We start from the raw sequence: 17,430 nt of genomic DNA on the forward strand, positions 1-17,430 counted from the left end.
TTTGGTTCCCCTATGCGGGGGGCATCGCGCGAAGGAATGTGACCTGTTGGACAATATCATCGTGAACGAAAACGACCGCAGTACCGAAGGCAGAGTGGAAAGGGACGGCCTCGGCGAGCTTCCGTCCGGCCGCCCGCCGCAGACCGAATTCGACACCGGCCTGGATTACCCGCGCTTAGGGTCGGTCACGTTCCGCCGCGGCACGTTGACGGACAACCAGCAGACGCTTTTCGACGAGCACTGGCCCCGCCTCGGCCGCGTCCTTGCCCATTCCGACGAGGAACAGTGGATCGACTACGACGAGTGGTTCGGCCGCGCCGGCCACCCGACGATCGTGGAGATCGGCTCGGGCACGGGCACTTCCACGGCCGCTATGGCGCCGCTGGAGGCGGACACGAATGTGATCGCGGTGGAGCTGTACAAGCCGGGGCTGGCGAAGCTTTTGGGCTCGGTGGTTCGCGGGGGCATCGAGAACGTCCGCATGGTGCGCGGCGACGGCGTTGAGGTTCTGGCACGGATGATCGAGCCGGAATCGCTCGATGCCGTCCGCATCTTCTTCCCCGACCCGTGGCCGAAGGCGCGGCACCACAAACGCCGCATCATCCAGTCGGGCACGCTGAACCTCATCGCGACGCGCCTGAAGAAAGGCGGAGTGCTGCACGTGGCCACCGACCACGCCGGCTACGCCGAGTGGATCGACGAGCTCGTCGAGGTCGAGCCAGCCCTGGAGTACAAGGGCTGGCCGTGGGACGAGGCGCCGATTTTGACCGACCGACAAGTGATCACGAAATTCGAGGGCAAAGGACTCGACAAAGAGCACGTGATTCGCGAGTACCTGTGGGTGAAAAAATGACAGATCTGCACACGTCCACGCACCCCTACACCGCCGGGGCGCAGGCCGGACCGGACAATCTCCTGCTCGTGTGGGACGCGCCGAACCTGGACATGGGCCTCGGCGCGATTCTCGGCGGGCGCCCGACGGCGGCGTACCGCCCGCGCTTCGACGCGATCGGACGCTGGCTGGCCATGCGCGCCGTCGAGCTCGGCTCCGACACGGGCACGACGGTCGAGCCGGAGGCGACGGTGTTCACCAATGTCGCTCCCGGAGGCGCGGATGTCGTTAGGCCGTGGGTGGAAGCGCTGCGGAATGTGGGTTTCGCGGTCTTCGCCAAGCCGAAGGCGGACGAGGATTCGGACGTGGACGAGGACATGGTGGAGCACATTCGCCGTCGTCAAGCGGAAGGCGTGCTGCGCGGCGTCGTCGTCGCGTCCGCGGACGGGCAGAATTTCCAGGAGCTTCTCGACGAGCTCGCTGACGACGGCCTGCCCGTCACCGTTCTCGGATTCCACGAACACGCCAGCTGGGCAGTGACCTCGCAAACCATTTCATTCGTAGACTTGGAGGACATTCCCGGGGTGTTCCGCGAGCCGCTGCCGCGCGTCAACCTGGACCAGCTGCCGGAGGAGGGCGCATGGCTGCAGCCCTTCCGCCCGCTGTCTGTGCTGCTGAATAAGGGCTAGCAGAACAGCCGAGAAGACAAGGAGGGCCCGTGTTCTATAAGTGGGGCCAGTTTGCTTACCGCCACCGCCGGATCATCCCGGTGGTGGTCATCGCCGTCATTTTGCTGATGCAGGTGCTGTGGGGCTCCAAACTGGGCGACCGGCTCTCCCAGGAGGGCTGGGAGGACCCGGGCGCGGACTCCACCACGGCCGCCGCGATCGAGGAGGAGGTCTTTGGCCGCGACAATAACGGCGACGTGATCGTGCTGGTCAGCGGCAATATCAACGACGAGACAGTCATGGCGGAGGCGAACCGCCAGATCAGCGCGCTCGGGGAGCAGTTCCCGGAGCAGATCGACCACATCAACAGCTACTTCGCCACCCCGAACGCCCAGCTGATGTCCCAGGACGGGACGAAGGCGTTCGCGGCGATCGGGCTCGCCGGCGACGGCGAGCAGACGCTGAAGGACTACCGCGCCATCGAGGACGCGCTGAACGACATCACATTGCCGGAGGGCGCGGACGTGCAGATCGCCGGCGCCACCGCCATTGCGGACGCGCTGGACCAGGGCATGGCCGACGACATCGCCCGGGCGGAGAAAATCGGCCTGATCTTCGTGGCCGTCATCCTGCTCTTTGTCTTCGGCGGCGTGGTCGCCGCGGCGATGCCGCTGGTGGTGGGCATCCTGTCCATCCTCGGCTCCCTGTCCGCGCTGTCGCTGCTGGCGCAGGTGCAGCAGGTCAACGTGTTCTCCCAGTCGGTGATCACGCTGCTGGGCCTGGGACTGGCCATCGACTACGGCTTGTTCATGGTCTCGCGCTTCCGCGAGGAGCTAGACCAGCGCGGGGATTCGCCGGAGGAGATCCGGGACGCGGTAGCGGAGACCACCACGACAGCCGGCAAGACGGTCTTCTTCTCCGCGCTCATGATCGGCGTGGCCCTGTCCGGCCTGCTGATGTTCCCGCAGGCCTTCCTCAAATCCGTCGCCTACGGCGCGATCACCGCGGTCGTGCTCGCCGCGATCATCTCGGTGGCGGTGCTGCCGGCGCTATTCAGCATGCTGGGGCGCAACATCGACAAATTCTCGGTGCGCCGCACCAGCCGCAGGGCCCGCCGGATCGAGGACACCGTCTGGTACAAGATCCCGTCCTGGGCGATGCGCCACTCGAAGCCGGTCATCGTCGGTGTCGCCGGTGCGCTAATGCTGCTCACCCTGCCCATCGTGGGCATCACCTTCGGCGGCATCAACGAGTCCTACCTCCCGCCGTCCAACCAGGTCCGCCAGGCGCAGGACGAGTTCAACGAGACCTTCCCCGCCTACCGCACCGACCCAGTCAAGCTCGTGGTGGAGGGCGCCGATAACGACCAGTTCGTCGACATCGTCTGGCAGACCCGCGGCATCACCGGCCTGGCCTCCCCGATGGAGAAGACCAAGTCCACGCCGGACGGAACATTCGTCCTGGCGGGAACGCTGGCGGATAGGAACGGCGGGGAGGACGTCGTCAAGCAATTGCGCGCGATTGAGGCGCCGGACGGTGTGGAACTGCATGTCGGCGGCACCCCGGCAATGGAGGTCGAATCCATTGAAGCTCTGCTGGAGCGCCTGCCGTGGATGGCTGTGTACATGGTGCTGGCCACATTCTTGCTGATGGCGGTGCTGTTCGGCTCGATGATTCTGCCGGTGAAGGCCGTGATCATGAATATTCTCGGCATCGGCGCGACGCTCGGCTTCCTCACCCTCGTCTTCGTCGACGGGCTGGGCGCGGACGTGCTCGGTTTCACCCCGGGCCCGCTCATGAGCCCCGTACTCGTGCTGATCATCGCGATTCTGTACGGCCTGTCCACGGACTACGAGGTCTTCCTCGTCTCCCGCATGGTGGAAGCGCGCAACAAGGGCGCGACGACGGACCAAGCGATCAAGTACGGCACGGCGCACACCGGCTCGATCATCACGGCCGCGGCTCTCATCATGATCGTCGTCGCCGCCGCCTTCGCACTGAGCGAGATCGTGATGATGAAGTACATCTCCTACGGCCTCATCATTTCGCTCGCGCTCGACGCGACGCTGATCCGCCTGCTGCTTGTCCCCGCCGTCATGCACGAGCTGCGCGAGGACAACTGGTGGGCGCCGCGCTGGCTCAAGCGCACCGCGGAATCGTTCGGCGAGGGCGGCGACAAGAAGAAGCAGGAGCTTATCAACGACGCCCCTCCCCACCCCCGCACCGGCGAGATCCCCGTCTCGGGAACCGTTCCGTCGAACCAGCACGCCCGCTCGGGTGTGAGCGTGGACCAGGACACGCAGCTCATCCCGTTCGACGAGCTGATGCGCCGGCTGAACAGTTAGGCACCCCAGACATGACCAACGCCCGCGCGTGGATCCGTTGGCTGGCACCCGTGGTGGTGCTGGCCATTATCGGCGTGGTCTTCCGCGACCAGCTGCCGTTTTTGGGTGAGGCGTTCACCGCGCTGCGCCACTCCTCACCTGCCCCCGTCGCTGCGGCGGTGGTCTGCGCCGTGCTGGCGATCCTGGCGATGGCCGCCGTCATGCGCATCGTGCTGACCAAGGACGGCGTGCGCGTGAACATGGCCAACACCACCGCCATCACCCTGGCGAGCAACGCCTGGTCCACCACCATTCCGGGCGGGCCGGCGATCTCCGCGTGGCTGACCTTCAAAGTGCACCGCTCGTGGGGCGCGTCGGTCGGGCTGTGCGGCTGGTTCTTCGTCATTTCCAGCGCGCTGTCGACGGTGTGGATGGTGGTCATCGGCATCGCCGCGGTGATCTTTTTCGGCGCGCGCCTGTCCGTGTGGGCGCTCGCCGGTTCCCTCGCCGTTGCCATCGCCGCGATTGCGGGTGTGTTCTGGGCGATCCACAACCCGGATGTGCTTCGTCGTTGGGTCCGCTTCCTACCCGAAAAAGTCCGCGGCAAGGTCGAAGAGGTCATCGACCAGCTCAGCTCGATCCGCATGACGCCGGGCGCGTTCCTCGCGGCGGCTGTGTTCTCGTTGCTCAACCAGCTGATCGATGTGGCCACCCTCTACTTCTCCGTCACCGCCGTCACCGGCGCCCTGCCCGGACTATCGGCCGGCCTGAACGAGACGACCATCCAGGGTGTCGCCCTCGCCTTCATCATGACCAAGCTCGCCGGCGCCGCCCAAGTCACTCCCGGCGGCATCGGCACCGTTGAACCAGTAGCCACCGCTTCCCTGGTCGCTTCCGGGCTCACGCTTGTCGACGCCACCGCCGCCACCCTCATCTACCGCATCATTTCCTTCGCCCTCATCACCGCTATCGGCTGGGTCATCTACCTCGTGGCCTACGCCGGAAAAGGGTTCATGCTCGGGCATCCTGGGGATGGACACCTGCAAAACTGATTGAACAGGTCTATAGTGGCCTTATATGAACGCTTGGGGTCGCAGTGTTGACTGGCAACGGGTCACTCCGGTGGCATGGCATGGGCATGAGCGGGGTGTCGACACGCTTGTACGCTCCTTCGACGCTGTTCCGGACGGGCAGCGCGTGAGGTTGGCGAAAAAGACGTCGAATTTGTTCCGCTCCCGCGAAGCCGCCGGTGTCGGACTCGATGTGAGTGGCCTTACCGGCATCATCGAGGTGGACCCGGTGGCAAAGACTGCGGATGTGCAGGGCATGTGCACCTACGAGGACCTCGTCGACGCGACCCTGCCCTATGGCCTGGCGCCACTGGTGGTGCCACAGCTGAAAACGATCACGCTCGGCGGCGCAGTGTCCGGCATGGGCGTGGAGTCCACGAGTTTCCGCAACGGCTTGCCCCACGAATCCGTTGTGGAGATGGATGTGCTGGTGGGCACCGGCGAGATCATCACCTGCTCCCGCGAGGACAATGTGGAACTTTTCCGTGCGTTCCCGAATTCCTACGGCTCCCTCGGTTACGTTGTCCGGCTGAAGATCGAGCTGGAAGATGTCGCTCCGTTCGTGGAGCTCGCGCACGTGCGCTACAGCGACCTGGCGCAATTCCAGGACGCATTGGCTTCCGCGGCCGCGAGCGGCACGTGGGAAGGCCGGGAGATTCACGGCCTTGACGCCGTCGCGTTCTCCCCGGACGAACAGTACCTCGTGCTCGCCTTCCAGACGGACAATGCGCCAGGAACCTCCGACTACACGCACGACGCGATCTTCTACCGCTCCATCCAGCACCCGGCAGGCACAAAGCACGACTATCTGACTATCCGCGACTACATCTGGCGCTGGGACACCGATTGGTTTTGGTGCTCCCGCGCATTCGGCGCGCAGAACCCCCAGGTGCGCAAGATATGGCCGCGGCAGCTGCGCCGCAGTTCCTTCTATTGGAAGCTCGTGGGCTTGGACAAGAAATACGACCTCGAATACCGCTTCCTGAAAAAGCCGAAGAACCTGCCGCGCACCGAGCGTGTCGTGCAGGACATCGAGGTAACCGATACGCACCTTGCGGCATTCCTGGAGTGGTTCTTTGCCGCCAGCGATATCGAACCCGTGTGGCTCTGCCCAATCCGCCTGCGCCCCGGTGTGGAAGAGCTCTCGGGCGTGGGGCTGCCCGAATCCGCGCCGTGGCCGCTCTACCCGCTGGATCCGGGCACTACCTGGATCAACGTCGGCTTCTGGTCTGGTGTGCCAGCCGACCATGTCTCTGCGGCGCAGGAGCCGGGGGCCTTCAACAGACTCATCGAGCAGAAAGTCTCGGAGCTCGGCGGGCATAAGTCGCTGTACTCCGAGGCGTTCTACAGCCGCGAACAATTCGGGCAGCTATACGGCGGGGAACTGCCGGAGCAGATGAAGCAGAAATACGACCCGGACAGAAGATTCCCGGGCCTATACGACAAAACAGTGAATAACGCGTAGGAGATAAAACATGATCATCGGTGGCCGCAGCACACACTTCACCCCCATGACCGTCGCAGAGATTGTGGACACGCTCTTTCCCGCCGGCAACCCGTTCCGTTGGGAAGCGTTCGACGGGTCCACCACCGGCCCCAAGGATGCCGAGCACACCGTGCGTGTGACCAGCCCTGAAGGCTTGTCCTACATCGCTACCGCCCCGGGCGATTTGGGTCTCGCCCGCGCGTGGGTCACCGACGGGCTCGTCGTGGAGGGCGAGCATCTGGCCCACCCGTACGGCATTTTCGACCACCTGCGGACGCTGTACGAGAAATTCTCCCGCCCGGACGCGGTCACCGGTTTAAGGATCGCCCGCTCCCTGCGCTCCATGGGCGCCATTCAAATCCAGCCGATCCCAGAGGCGGAGCAGGCGTCATGGCTGGAGCGCCGCGTACGTCAGGGCTTGTCCCGCCACTCTAAGCAGCGCGACGCGGACGTCATTTCCTCCCACTACGACGTGGGCAACGAGTTCTACGAGCTCTTCCTCGGCGAATCCATGGCCTACACCTGCGCCTACTACCCCACCCCGGACGCGACCCTCGACGAGGCGCAGGAGAATAAATTCCGACTCGTCTTCGAGAAGCTGAATCTGAAACCCGGCGACCGCCACTTGGACATCGGCTGCGGCTGGGGCTCCATGGTCCGTTACGCAGCGCGGCGCGGTGTGAAGTCTCTCGGTGTCACCCTGTCTAAGGAGCAGGCCGAATGGGCGCAGGCCAAGATCGAGGAGGAGGGCCTCGCTGATCTCGCCGAAGTGCGCTTCCTCGACTACCGCGATGTCGAAGAGGGCGATTTCGACGCCATCTCCTCCATCGGCCTGCTCGAGCACATCGGTGTCAGCAACTACCCGGCCTACTTCGAGTTCCTCTCCGAGAAGCTTCGCGACGGCGGCGTGATGGTCAACCACTGCATCACCTACCCCGACAACCACAAGACCCGCAGAGGTGGATTCATGGACCGGTACATCTTTCCCGACGGGGAGCTCACCGGGTCAGGCACCATCATCAAGAATATGCAGAACCACGGTTTCGAGGTCTTCCACGAGGAAAATATCCGCTTCGACTACATGCGCACTCTCCACGACTGGTGCGAGAACCTCAAGGCCAACTGGGACAAGGCTGTCGAGCTGGTCGGCCAGAACACCGCCAAACTCTGGGGCATGTACATGGCCGGTTCCGAGTGGGGTTTCGAGCACGACGTGGTGGAGCTGCACCAGGTCGTAGGCATCAAGCTTGACGAGAACGGTTCTCGCGCCGGTACCCCCGAGCGGCGCTGGTGGAACGACTCGGTGTTCTAAACCGCCGGTTCACTAGAATTCACTCTATGAAGATTTCCTCGCCAGTCGCTATCGCACTCGATACCCTCGCCATCGCCGTCTTCGCACTGCTGGCACGCATCGCGCACCAGACCGACGAGATGCCGCTGAATTTCACCGGCTGGCTGTCCACCCTGTGGCCATTCCTGGTCGGCGTGGCGCTCGCATGGGTCATCGTCACTCTCGCACGCAAAGGTGAGGGCAAGGGCAACGGAGTCTCCATCTGGCTGATCACCGTTGCCACCGGCCTGATCATTTGGGGTATAAGAAATCAGCAGCTGCCGCACTGGTCCTTCATTGTCGTGGCCAGCGTGATGTCGGCGCTGCTGATGTTGGGGTGGCGCGGGATCGCGCGCCTGATCAAGCGTTAGCTCTTAGAACGGCAGCTGGCCGCTGGAGATGGAGCGGGCAATCCACACAATGTAGTTGATGAGCTCGGTACCGAGGTCGAGTACGCTGCTGAGCATGTTTCCTCCTGCAATAAGGTATCGGGAATTTCAGAACTGTCTGTTTCACGTATCGTGACTGGCCCCCGGTACGTTACACAACCGTTACAAACGGGATTACAGCGGGTGAATATTGTGCTTCTTCGGCAGGTCAGCCTCGTATTTGGTGGACAGCTGCCGTAGCGCTCGGCGCAAGGTGAGGCGGGTTTCCGAGGGCTGGATCATGCCGTCCAGGTAGCCGCGCTCGGTGGCCACGTACGGGGAGGTCATATTCTCCTCGTAGAAGTCCATGAACATCTTCTTCATGGCGTTGCGCTGAGCCTCGTCCTCGATGGCGGCGAGCTGCTTGCCCTGGATCATCACTGCGGCGGCAGCGGAGCCCATCACGGCGATCTGCGCGGTGGGCCACGCGAAGTTCAGGTCGCCGGAGAGGTTCTTCGAACCCATCACGGCGTACGCGCCACCGTAAGCTTTGCGGACGATCAGGGAGATCTTCGGCACTGTGGACTGCACCACGGAGAACGCCAGCTTGGCGCCGCGGTGGATCAGACCGACCTTCTCTTGGTCCACGCCGGGCAGGTAGCCCGGGGTGTCCACGACGAAGATGAGCGGCAGGTTGTAGGCATCGCAGATCTGGATGAAGCGGGCACCCTTGTCAGCGGCGTCGGCGTCGATGCAGCCGGCGAAGTGCATAGGGTTGTTCGCCACGAAGCCGACGGGACGGCCGTCGATACGCCCAATGGCGCAAATGAGATTCGGCGCGTAATTCTCCTGGATCTCGAGGATCTCCTCGTCGTCGCCGAGCTGGACCAGCAAATCCATCATGTCGTAGCCGGCATTGGTGTCGTCCGGCATGAACTCGTCGAGCGCGGAGTCGTCGAGCTCCTCGTCGGCGGGCGCCCACGCCACCGGCGCCTCGTCGAACGAGCTGGTGGGCAGGTGGCCGAGCAGGTCGCGTACGAAGTCGAAGGCCTCTTCCTCGCTCGGCACGGTGACCGAGACGTTGCCGTTCTGCTCTTGCTGCATCGCGCCGCCGAGCTCAGCCGACGAGACGTCCTCGCCGGTGACCTCGCGGATGACGGCCGGGCCGGTGACGTACATTTCGGCCTGGCCTTCCACCGCGACGATGAAATCTGTGGTCACCGGGGCGTAAACGGCTCCGCCGGCGGACTTGCCCAGCATGATCGAAATCTGCGGGGAGCGGCCCGACAGGGGCAGCTGGCGGCGGGCGATCTCCGAGTACATCGCCAGCGAGGTGACCGCGTCCTGGATGCGGGCGCCGCCGGAGTCCTGGATGCCGATGACGGGGCAGCCGACCTTGATGGCCAGCTCCATCACGTCGACGACCTTGCGGCCGAAGGTCACACCAACGGAACCGCCGTACACGGTCTTGTCGTGGGCGTAGATGGCCACCGGCCGGCCGTCGATACGCCCGTAGCCCGTCACCACACCGTCGGAGTAGACCGCGTCATCGTCGCCGGGGGTGCGGGCGAGCGCCCCGGTCTCGACGAACGACCCTTCGTCGAGAAGCGCATTGATGCGCTGACGCGGCGTGGTCTGCCCGGCGTCGTCGCGGCGCTTGCGTGCGCGCTCGGAGCCCGGATCCTGCGCCCGCTCCACGCGGTCGCGCAGGTCGGCGAGTTTCTCTGCGGTCGTCATGGTCATTGTTCTAGTTCACCTCGGCGATCCATTCGGCGATGTGCTTACCCACGATCCCCACCGCGGGTTCATCCACAACCGCCAGGTGATCGCCTGGCAGCTGCACGATAGTCAGGTCCTCCACGATAGCGCCCCAGCCTCCGTCCGGGTCGATCTCCGCGTAGGCGGGCTCGAGCATGATCGCGCCGTCGTGCATGCGCTCCGCGCGGAACAGCAGGACCGGCACGTTCACCTCAGCCCAGCGCTGCATGTCCACATTGGCCAGGATCTGGTTGTCCACGAACGAGGCGCGCTGGTGCTCCAGCACGCCCGCGGCGAGGCCGTGCTCGGCGGCGTCAGTGGTGGCGAGGAAATCGGCGAGCATCTGCAGCATCGCGTCCTCGCCCGCGGTTTCGAGCAGCTCGTACGGCACCTCGAAGTCGAGGCCGTAGGTCTTTTTCGCGAATGCGGCGTAGCGCTCCCAACGCTTCTTCGTTTCCTCCGGGGTATCCGGAGTCGGGTTCGACGGCTGGGTGGTGTCCAGCAAAGCGATGAACTTCACTGGGATCTGAATGTCCGAGCGATTCTCCAGCTGGTGCGCGACCTCGTAGGCCAGCGCACCGCCGAAGGACCAGCCGGCGAGCACGATCGGCTGACCGGCGGAAAGGCGCTCGATATCCGCGATGTAGGCAGCGGCGCGCTCTTCGAGGCTGCCCTCGAGGCGCTCAATGCCGTAGACCGGCACATTGGCCGGCAGGCGACGGGTCAGCGGCTGGTACACAGAGCTCGACCCACCAGCCGGGTGGAAGAGGAATACCGACGGCGTGGTCTCGTCGGTGCGCTCGCGCAGGACGCGGACATTGCCGTCCACCGGGGTCTCCAGTCCTTCGCGCACGGTGTTGGCCAGCGGCTCGAGCGTCTCGGCTGCGAGCACGTCGTCGGCGCTGACCTCGATGCCGGAGCGCTCAGAGAGATGCGCGGCGATCTTGTCGGCCTGCTCGCGGGTGATGTCCGGCAGCGGGGACGTCACGCCAGCCGCGGCAGCACCGGCGTGCTTCGCCCAGGCGCCGAAGACCATGCGCTCGGACGCGTCGCGTGGCGCAACGCCCACACCCGCTGCCGGAGTACCCGCTCCCTTCGCTTGCTCGACCGCCTGCGCAGGATCGCGGTTCGGGTCGTTCTCCGCCATCGGCTGCGGCGCGTCGGACTGGCCGGCGACGGCCTCTTCGACCATCGTGATCACGTCGGCGACAGAAGCGTCGCGCAGCGCCTGGACCTGCAGCGGCGGGATCTGGAAGTCGTTCTCCACGCGGTTCTTGATGCGCATGCCCATCAAGGAATCCAAGCCCAGATCGATCAGTGGCAGCTCATCGGGCAGGTCGTCGACGTCGTAGCCCATCGACTCGGAGACAATGGAGCGCAGGCGTTCCTCGACGGTCTCCTTCTCCGGGTCCCAGCGGACCACGTCGACATCGTCGGTCGCACCGCGGATCATCTGCTCGCGGGCGGCCTTCACCTCCGGCGCCGGCTGCGGGGCATCGGTCACGCCCGGAAGCGACACCTGGCCCAGATCCAGCGTGGACGCGAAACCCTCGGCGACGAGGACCGCGCCGTTGTACACACTGATGGTGAGTCCGCCCAGCCCGCGTCGGATCATGGTGGTCAGCTCGCCCGCGGCCGGCAGCGGCGCGCGTTCCTCGGCCGCCACGACGGTGGCATTCGCGTCGACTTCAGCGGCGGCAAGTTCCACGACCTGCATCGCGGAGAAGATTTGGTCGGCCGGTGCCGCGTAGACGACCGTGCCGTCTGGCAACGTCACCTTCGGGCCCAGCGGGCCGGCGCCAGACGAACTCGGGCGCGCCGAGGTCCACAGTTCGTTGCGGTGCAGCGGGGTGTGCGGCACGTCGGCGCGCACACCGTCGCCAGCCAGCGCGGCGAAGTCGACGGGCATGCCGGAAACGTACAGCTTGGAGGCGAGATCCAGCAGGGTGGCCACCTCGTTCTCCTTGCGCTTCAGGGAGAACAGCAGCTGCGCGTCGGGCTTGCCCACGGTGAACGCGGTGTTCATCATGCCCATGGTCGCGACCGGGTTCGGGGAGATCTCCACCAGCGTCGTGTGGCCGGCGGCGAGCGCGGCCTCCGTCGCGTCTTGGAAGAGCACCGGCTGGCGCGTCATGCGGATCCAGTAATCCACATCGTGGATCGTCTCGCCCGCCTGGCGTGTGCCGTCGACGGAACCGAAGTGCGGAATGCGCAGCGGTTTCGCCTCAATTCCGGCAATGTCGCCGGCGAGCTCGCCGAGAATCGGGTCGAGCATGCTCGTGTGCCCCGCGCCGCGCACATTCAGCTTGCGCGCGAATTTGCTCTCTTCCTCGAGCGCCGCGACGAGGTAGTCCACGGCCTTTCCGGGGCCGCCCACCGTGGTCATGCCGGGGCCCGCGTACACAGCAGGTTCGACACCGGCGGCCTCAGGATGCTTATCGACGAAGCCTTCCAGCTCCTCCCTCGACAGCTCCACCACGGCCATCGCGCCTTCTTGGTCGGTGCCTTCGACGGTCTTCTCGCCCTCGCCCATCAGGCGTGCGCGGGTGCAGGCGATGAGCATCGCGTCCTCGGCGCTGATGCCGCCGGCCGCGTAGGCCGCGGCGATCTCGCCCATGGACATGCCCATCGTGGCGGCCGGTGTGATTCCGTAGCTGGCCAGCAGGTCGGTCAGCGCGATCTGGATCGCGGTGACGGTGACCTGGCCGGTCTCGGTGTCGTAAGTCTGCTCATCGTCGAGAATGATGTCCAGCATGGACCAGCCGGACTCGAAGTCGACGACTTGGTCCAGCTCCTGCATCCTCGTGCGGAATGCCGGGGACAGCTCCACCAGGGGTTTGACCATCTTGCGGTGCTGCGAACCGAAGCCGGAGTACACGAACACGGGGCCGGCCGACGACGGCGAATCCGCCGACGCCACTCCCTGCGTCACCTTTCCTTCCGCGACGTAATTCAAGCGCTTGCGCGCCTCGTCGACGGTGGAGGCCGCGACGACGGCGCGCGAACGGCCGTGGTTGCGCCCAGCCAGAGTGCGGGCGACTGCGCGCAGGTCCGATTTGTCGTTGAGCGACTCCGCGACAGCGCTAGCGAGCTCGCGGCGGCGCGACGGCAGCAGGCCGGAGACCGGCAGCAGGACCAGGTCCGGGTTGGATGGGTCGATGAGGCCAGCATTCGGTTCACGCTCCGGCACCTCGTAGTCGGAGGCGTTGAAATCGCTGACGACGATGTGCGCGTTCGTGCCGCCGAAGCCGAAGCCGGACACACCCGCGATACGGCGCCCGGAGTATTCGGGCCACTCGCGAGGATCCTCGACGACCTCGATCTTGGTGGCGTCGAAGTCGATGAACTTGTTGCCCTCGGTGAAGTTGGCCGTCGGCGGGAGGGTGCCGCGGGTGAATGCTTCGAGCACCTTGATCATGGCCACCACACCTGCGGCGGACTCGGAGTGGCCGATATTGGACTTGGCCGAACCGAGCAGCAGCGGGTTCGCGTCGGCGCGGTCCACGCCGAGGACCTGGCCGAGGGCGGTGGCCTCGATCGGGTCGCCGAGAGCGGTGCCCGTGCCGTGGGCCTCCACGAGGTCCACATCCGCCGGGTCGATGCCCGCGTCGGCGTACGCACGGCGCAGCACGTCCACCTGCGCTTCCGGGTTCGGGGCGGTCAGGCCATTGGAGTGGCCGTCGGAATTCGTGGCAGTGCCCTTGATCACCGCGAGCACTTCGTCACCGTCGGCGATGGCGTCCTCGACGCGCTTGAGCACGATGAAGCCGGCTGCCTCCGCGCGGACGAAGCCGTCGGCGTCATCGGAAAACGCGCTGATCTTGCCCGTGGGGCTAATCACGCCGAGCTCAGCGAATGCCGTGGAGATGAACGGGGAGGCGAAGATATTCACGCCGCCCGCCAACGCCACATCGGCTTCGCCGCCGCGCAGGGCACGCACCGCTTGGTGCACAGACACCAGCGAGGACGAGCATGCCGTATCCACATTCATCGACGGGCCGCGGAAATCGAAGGCGTACGAAATGCGGTTCGGAATCACTGCGCTGGAGGTGCCCGTCAACGCGTACGGGTGCGCCGACGCCGGGTCGGAGGTGATGAGCATGCCGTAATCGTTCGACGACGAGCCGACGAAGACGCCGACGGATTCGCCGCGCAGCCCGCTTGCGGGAATGTGCGCGTCCTCGAGCGCCTCCCACGCCAGCTCCAGCATGATGCGCTGCTGTGGGTCCATATTCTCCGCCTCGAGCGGAGACAGGCCGAAGAATTCATTGTCGAAGCTGCGGATATCGTCCAGGTAACCGCCCTGGACATTCTGCTCGCGCATCTTCGCGGACATCACCGGATCCTGCGAGTACTCGCTCCAGCGGCCTTCCGGCAGCGGGCCGGTGACGGACTGGCCGGACACCAGCAGGTCCCAAAACTCGTCCACATTGCCTGCACCGGGGAAGCGTCCGGCGCGGCCGACGATGGCGATATCGCCGGATCCGATGGCGCTGCCGCGGTTGGCAGGGACGGCAGCCGTCGATAAGCGTGCGCCTGTGGGCGCGAGGAGACCGTGCGCGAGCGCTTCGACCGTCGGGTACTGGTACGCGACCGTCGGGTCGAGCTTGATGTTCAGCAGGCGCTCGAGCTCGCCGGAGAGAACGACGACATCGCGCGAGGAAAGGCCGAGGTTGTCGAGCGGGACGGACGGATCGACCGTGTCAGCCCCCGTGGCATCCGCGATCCACGACTGCAACCAGGTGGTGAGCTCGCTTTCGGTCATGCTTTAGCCCTACGTCCTTTTCTCGATTGATTGATTCTTACGGCCTATCTATCGGGCTCGGCGCCCGGCGCGTTAACGTCCTAGTTTTCTTGCAGGAACTTTGCGCGGTTGACTACGCGCGCGATCTTGCCAGAGCTGGAGCGCGCGATCTCATTCGGCGCGTAGAAGCGGACGACTTCCGGGCTGATGCCGTGCTTGTTGGACACCGCGCCGCGGATCGCGTCCTCGGCGAGCGCATCGGAGGCCTCGTCCGCGCCCTCGACGCGCTCGACGAGCAGCACGAGCTTTTCGACGTCCTCTCCCGGCACCGCGAACGCCGCCACCGAATCGGGGCGCACGTGGTCGGATGCCTCCATGACCGTCGCCTCGATATCCTGCGGGTAGTGGTTGCGGCCCGCGATGACCACCAGATCCTTCAAGCGGCCAGTGATGTAGAGGTGGCCCTGGTAGAAGGCGACGAGGTCGCCCGTAGCCAGCCAGCCGTCCTGGCCGCGCAGTGTGTTGCCGAAGGTCTGCTTGGTGTCGTCTTCACGCCCCTCGTAGCCTGCCGCTACGTTATCGCCGTGCAGCCAGAGCTCGCCGATCGCTCCCTCCTCGACCTCGTCGTGGGTCTCCGGGTCGACGATGGCGTAGCGCATGTCCGGCACGGGCTGACCGTTGGACGCGAACGGGATGCCGTCTTCCGCCTCGACGATGCGGCCGCGGCCGACCTCTTCGCGGTCGAAGTTCTTGAACAGCGGGCGCTCGTCCGTCTGCGGGGTCGACACAATGAGCGTCGCCTCCGCCAGGCCGTACGACGGGCGGATGACCTGCGGGTCCAGCTTGGAGGGGCCGAAAGCGTCCACGAAGGTCTCCACCGCTGCCTTAGTCACCGGCTCGGAGCCGACGATGATGCCGTCGAGCGCGGAGAAGTCGTAGTCTTCGGGGTTCTCCGGCGCGGCGTATCGGGCGGCGAGGTCGAGCGCGAAATTCGGCACGACGGTGTAGACGAAGGTCTCGTCCTTTTCGTCTTGCTCGCGTTTGGTGATCTGGTCGACCCAGCGCTTCGGCTGCTGGATGAAATCGCGCGGGCCCATCAGTTCGAATTCAATGCCCATGATGGTGACGAACACGGTGAGAATGATGCCCATGTCGTGGTGCAGCGGCAGCCACGTGGACAGGCGCAGCGGCATCTTCAGCTCGACTGCGTCGTAGATCTGCAGCACGTTCGTCAAAATCGCGCGGTGGGTCAGCACCACGCCCGCCGGGAGACGGGTGGAGCCGGAGGTGTACTGCAGGAACGCGACCTCGTCGACGGCATCGCCGTCAGCCGGCTCATCCGGCGCGGTCCAGGACTCGGCCAACGAATCCGGCAGCGCGTCGACGACGAGGATGCGGGGGCGCTCCGCGCGCGGGACCTCCGCGAAGAAGGCGCGCACGGCCTTCGCGCCGGCGTTGTTGGTCAGCACCGCCGCGGCCTTGGAATCCTCGAGCACGGCGGTGAGCTGCTCGCCGTGGCCCGGCTCATTCGGGTCATAGAGCGGCACCGGCACCTGGCCGGCGTAGATCGCGCCCATGAAGGAGAAGATGTATTCCGGCGAATTCGCCGCCATGATGGCCACGCGGTCGCCTGGGGTGCCGGTCTGCTGCAGGCGCGCCGCGACAGCCTTGATGCGGGTGATCACCTCGTCGCGCGTGAAATCCACGGCGACACCATCGCGGTCGTCAGAGAAATCCCAGTAGCGCATCTGGTGCACCTCGCCGGTGCCCATCTCGGCGCTGCCCTTATAGAGCATCTCGCACAGCTGGAACAGGGACAGTTCCGGCGGCAGATCGATCTTGTCGTCGTCGTAGAACTGGTAGAGCAACTGCTCGAGGTCCATGGTGTGCGCTCCTTGGCAACTAGTTAGTTTTTGCTGTCGATACTTTCGCGAATCCACTCTACGGACCATTGGCTTGCTGTGGAGCCAGGAATCACGTTGGGGTTCGATGCGTACATCGCGTGCACACCGTTGGCCGCTACGAGTTCCCGCGCACGGCCGAGAGCGTTGCCCACGTCCTGCGGGGCGTCGCACACAGTGTCCGCGGGCGAGCAGATCTCGATCGCCCGGTCGTTGAGTGCCCCGAAACCGCCGTCGCGCGGGCCGCGCATCGTCGCGCCCGGCACGACTGCCTGCACCACGCGGTTGAGCGGCTCCAGCGCGATCTCCGCGCCGATGCCCCCCAGCGGGTTGCCGGGGTTGATGCCCACGCCGTTCTCGCGGCGCCCGTCGGCGATCATGATCGCTCCGCGGATCTTCTCCGGGGCGACCACGCCGCGGTGATTGCCGATGTCGCTGGCGATATCACCCACGATCACTGCGCCCTGGGAGAACCCCGCGAGAATGAATTCCGTCGACGGGCACGTCTCGTCGATGAAGCGCAGCTCCGCGTTCATCCGGTCCGTGCCCTCGTTGCGCGAATCGTCGTAGCTCATCTCTTTGCGGCCGTGCGAGGTCTGGATGTTCTTGAACTGCGCGGTGTACGGCAGCGTCCACACCCGGACGTGGTTGATGTCGTACTGCTCCTGCAACGGCTGCGTGATGGAGAGCATGAAGCTCTTCGGGTTCGCCTGCGGCACAAACGGGTCGTCGTTCTTCGACGACTCCCACGTGCCCGGCGCGGAGATGACTTCCACGGCCGGGCACCAGTCCGGTTCCTGTGCCTTGGTCTCCCGCGGTCCGGGGGACAGCGGCGGTTCCGGGCTCTCACCCGGGCCGAGCCACTGAGCCGCGCCGAATGCGATGACGCCGAGGACGGCGAGCGCGGCAATAATGGTGAGAATTCTGCGGGTGCGCACGAGCGTGCGGC

The 17,430-nt window shown here is 65.4% G+C and carries 11 protein-coding genes; 7 read left to right on the forward strand and 4 right to left on the reverse strand.

What is annotated here, in order from left to right:
- The first annotated feature begins 94 nt into the window (after positions 1-94).
- Genes trmB through CAPP_RS10420 form a run of 7 tightly spaced genes read left to right on the forward strand, consistent with a single transcriptional unit; the run spans position 95 to position 8,081 of the window.
- Entirely contained in the window at positions 95-853 is a 759-nt protein-coding gene (gene trmB, locus CAPP_RS10390) for a tRNA (guanosine(46)-N7)-methyltransferase TrmB (protein WP_076599521.1), read from the forward strand.
- The gene (locus CAPP_RS10395) at positions 850-1,521 is read left to right on the forward strand and encodes an NYN domain-containing protein (protein WP_076599503.1); all 672 of its coding nucleotides are present in this window, start codon (positions 850-852) and stop codon (positions 1,519-1,521) included. Before trmB ends, CAPP_RS10395 begins: the two co-directional genes overlap by 4 nt.
- Positions 1,522-1,550: 29 nt before the next feature.
- Positions 1,551-3,845, forward strand: coding sequence for an MMPL family transporter (locus tag CAPP_RS10400; protein WP_076599502.1), 2,295 nt, complete (start codon positions 1,551-1,553; stop codon positions 3,843-3,845).
- A gap of 11 nt (positions 3,846-3,856) precedes the next feature.
- Entirely contained in the window at positions 3,857-4,876 is a 1,020-nt protein-coding gene (locus CAPP_RS10405) for a lysylphosphatidylglycerol synthase transmembrane domain-containing protein (protein WP_076599501.1), read from the forward strand.
- 25 nt (positions 4,877-4,901) lie between these two features.
- Positions 4,902-6,359: an FAD-binding oxidoreductase gene (locus CAPP_RS10410; protein ID WP_076599500.1), complete on the forward strand. Its 1,458-nt coding sequence runs from the start codon at positions 4,902-4,904 to the stop codon at positions 6,357-6,359.
- A 10-nt stretch (positions 6,360-6,369) separates the two neighbouring features.
- Positions 6,370-7,692 carry an SAM-dependent methyltransferase gene (locus tag CAPP_RS10415; RefSeq protein ID WP_076599499.1) on the forward strand — a complete coding sequence of 441 codons (1,323 nt, stop codon included), beginning with the start codon at positions 6,370-6,372 and terminating at the stop codon, positions 7,690-7,692.
- A gap of 26 nt (positions 7,693-7,718) precedes the next feature.
- Entirely contained in the window at positions 7,719-8,081 is a 363-nt protein-coding gene (locus CAPP_RS10420; protein ID WP_076599498.1) for a DUF3054 domain-containing protein, read from the forward strand.
- A gap of 192 nt (positions 8,082-8,273) precedes the next feature.
- Here CAPP_RS10420 and CAPP_RS10425 read toward each other — a convergent pair whose 3' ends face one another.
- From CAPP_RS10425 to CAPP_RS10440, 4 genes are all read right to left on the reverse strand, one after another.
- The gene (locus CAPP_RS10425) at positions 8,274-9,815 is read right to left on the reverse strand and encodes an acyl-CoA carboxylase subunit beta (protein ID WP_200803290.1); all 1,542 of its coding nucleotides are present in this window, start codon (positions 9,813-9,815) and stop codon (positions 8,274-8,276) included.
- Between the two features lie 10 nt (positions 9,816-9,825).
- Positions 9,826-14,601, reverse strand: coding sequence for a polyketide synthase Pks13 (pks13, locus tag CAPP_RS10430; RefSeq protein WP_076599496.1), 4,776 nt, complete (start codon positions 14,599-14,601; stop codon positions 9,826-9,828).
- A gap of 80 nt (positions 14,602-14,681) precedes the next feature.
- Entirely contained in the window at positions 14,682-16,463 is a 1,782-nt protein-coding gene (locus tag CAPP_RS10435) for a FadD32-like long-chain-fatty-acid--AMP ligase (RefSeq protein ID WP_076599495.1), read from the reverse strand.
- Positions 16,464-16,486: 23 nt separating this feature from the next.
- Positions 16,487-17,419, reverse strand: coding sequence for a cutinase family protein (locus CAPP_RS10440; RefSeq protein WP_076599494.1), 933 nt, complete (start codon positions 17,417-17,419; stop codon positions 16,487-16,489).
- Positions 17,420-17,430: the final 11 nt, after the last annotated feature.

The sequence above is a fragment of the Corynebacterium appendicis CIP 107643 genome, from assembly GCF_030408415.1.
GTDB classification, from domain to species: domain Bacteria; phylum Actinomycetota; class Actinomycetes; order Mycobacteriales; family Mycobacteriaceae; genus Corynebacterium; species Corynebacterium appendicis.